The sequence below is a fragment of the Planctomycetota bacterium genome (assembly GCA_038746835.1).
GTDB lineage: Bacteria > Planctomycetota > Phycisphaerae > Tepidisphaerales > Tepidisphaeraceae > JBCDKH01.
In genome coordinates, this window is record JBCDKH010000303.1 from 1 (window position 1) to 2,482 (window position 2,482).

3 protein-coding genes are annotated in these 2,482 nt (G+C 64.9%); 2 read left to right on the plus strand and 1 reads right to left on the minus strand.

From position 1 onward, the window contains the following. Positions 1-846: hypothetical protein (locus tag AAGI46_16850; GenBank protein ID MEM1013876.1), on the plus strand; the 846-nt coding region annotated here is incomplete at its 5' end. A 54-nt stretch (positions 847-900) separates the two neighbouring features. Then, positions 901-2,073 (plus strand): 1,4-beta-xylanase, encoded by a 1,173-nt coding sequence (locus AAGI46_16855; GenBank protein MEM1013877.1) that lies wholly within the window; start codon positions 901-903, stop codon positions 2,071-2,073. On the opposite strand, the gene AAGI46_16860 is transcribed toward AAGI46_16855, so the two are convergent. Then, positions 2,013-2,482, minus strand: a 470-nt coding sequence (locus AAGI46_16860; GenBank protein ID MEM1013878.1) for a glycosyltransferase family 4 protein, incomplete at its 5' end; no start/stop codon positions are given. The genes AAGI46_16855 and AAGI46_16860 overlap by 61 nt on opposite strands.

Here is a 2,482-nt window from a genome sequence, read left to right on the forward strand (position 1 = left end):
CGGACGTTGCTGATGCATGCACTGCCGACCGCGTTCGCATTTGGCGGCGGCCAGCCCAACGTATCGAGAGTCAACGCGGTCGAGGCTCAAACGGTTGTGGCCGGGTTAAATGCAGTGAGTCCGATGGCTCCGGCAGAGGCCGAGTTGCTCGAACGCGTTTTCCCGCACGTCGACTTGCCGCTCGCAGAACCCGCCGATGGTGTCTGGACCGAAACGCATGTCTCATCGCAACTGACAATCCCTGGCAACTTCGGTCGGCCAGTGACAACTCAACCGACGACACGAGCCGGAGCAGCGTTGACTGGGACGCCGCTCTACTACTCGACGAACAGCGGCGGGATCAATGCCTTCGCAGGTGGTTCAGTTTCGATCTGGGGCCAGGGCAACTTCACGACGGCGACACTGGAAAGCGACGGGACCATCTCGGTCGACCAACCCGGAGGATTCTTCAACAGAGGCAGCTCGGGCTGGCAGCTTGCGTTGATGCTGGTTCAGATCGTCGCGATCCTGTTCGGGCTGGCCCTTGCGGGCTGGCTGATCGCCGCCGGCATCCGAACGCTCGGCAACACGTCAGCCGGGCTTCGGATGCACCGTGTCTGGCTGCGGTTGAAGCTGGTGCACCTTGCCTTGTTGTTCGCGCTCACGATGTGGACCGTCGCGATTTCTCGCAGCACGAAAGCGACGATCACGGTCGACAACCAATGGGTCGAGCCGCCGCTTTGGGAGCACATTGCCTGGAGCTTCGGCTACGCGGTTCCGATCTTGCTGATCTTCGCCGCATATCCGGTCGTCGTCTTCTTCACGATGCGATCGCGCGTGGTGCGGACGGCGGCGATGATGGAGTGACTTGGCCAAGGTCACGACTCGGAGCCACTCTGGAACTTCTGTATGCTCGACGTGATGCAACCGGTTCCTCTGGAAAACGACGCATTTCTCACACCGGTCCCGGGTCGCTGGTCGGCCGAGCGAGCCAACGCGTGGTACGACGCGTTGCCCTGGCTGGTCGGTTGCAACTACATCCCGGCGACGGCGATCAACGCGATCGAGATGTGGCAGGCCTCGACCTATGACGCGCCGACCATCGGCTGTGAGCTGGCACTCGCTCGTGAGACCGGTACTAACACACTGCGGGTCTACCTGCACGACCTCCTTCACGCGGACGATGCCGAAGGGCTCTATGGCCGAATGGACGAGTTCCTCCAGGCGTGCAGCGATGTTGGCATCCGGCCGATGTTCGTCTTCTTCGACGATTGCCACTACGGCCCGCCGACGCTCGGCGATCAGCCGGAGCCCGTGCACGCGTGGCACAACAGCGGCTGGCTCGCCAGCCCGGCCAAGGACGTCGCGGTCCGCTATGCCGACGGCACGAGTCCGGCGGCCGAGGTCGATCGGCTGAGGCGATACGTGCAGGAGACCATGCGTCGATTCGGTGACGACGAGCGCGTGCTCCTGTGGGAGCTCTACAACGAGCCCGGCCGCGGCGAAAAGACCGGCACGCCGGGACGCGAGGCGACTGACGTCGGCGAGCTTGGCGAGCGGTCGAACCGACTGCTGTTCGACGCGTGGACCTGGGCACGCGAGGTCGCGCCGTCGCAGCCGATCTGCTCGAGTGCACTCGGCTCGGTCGGCGAGGGCAACATCCACATCTCGCGCATCAACTCCGACGTCCACTCGATCCACTGCTACGGCCCGCCCAAGCCGACGCTTCGTCAGATTCGGGACTATCAGCAGGACGGCCGGCCGATCTTGATGACCGAGTGGCTGGCACGCAGCCAGGGCAACACGGTGCGGACGATTCTGCCGATGCTCAAACGCGAGCGCGTCGCGGCGATCAACTGGGGCATCGTGATCGGCAAGACCCAGACGCACTACGCCTGGTTCAGCCGGCAGCAGCTCGACGACGAAGGCGAGCATCTCACGCTTCACCGGGAACGCGAAGCACGTCACTTCCTTTGGCCGGGCGAGGCGATTCCGGAGCCGCCGCTCTGGTTCCATGACCTGTACCGCGCTGATCACACGCCCTGCGACGCGGACGAAATCGCCTGCTTCCGCGAGCTGACAACATCGCGGTAGAAGTCGCTTACACGCTCGGCCAGGACGTCCCACGCGTAGTCGGCCCGGACGTGAGCGCGCTGCTGGTCCGCGTAGGCGTCGCGCGACGCATCGTCGTCGAGCACGCGAGCCAGTCGCTGGCACAGGGCATCGACGTCGCCGACGGGAAAGATCAGGTCGCCCGTGCCGGCGCCGTCGAGCAGGAGTCGGTGGGGCGGGATGTCGCTGGCGACGACGCAGCTTCGCCGCTCCATCGCTTCGAGCACGCTCGACGGCAGGCCTTCGAGTTCGCTGGTTGTGACATAGGCCGAGGCGGTGCGGAAGAGGGTTTCGAGGGCGTGCCCCGTGCGATGGCCGGCGAAGACGACGCCGTCGCCGGCGCTGGCTTTGAGCTGCTTCATCCAATCGTTGTCCGGGCCTTCGCCGACGA

Bases quoted from the DNA above. Each gene is read 5' to 3' on its own strand.
- AAGI46_16855 (MEM1013877.1), top strand. From the start codon at position 901: ATGCAACCGGTTCCTCTGGAAAACGACGCATTTCTCACACCGGTCCCG.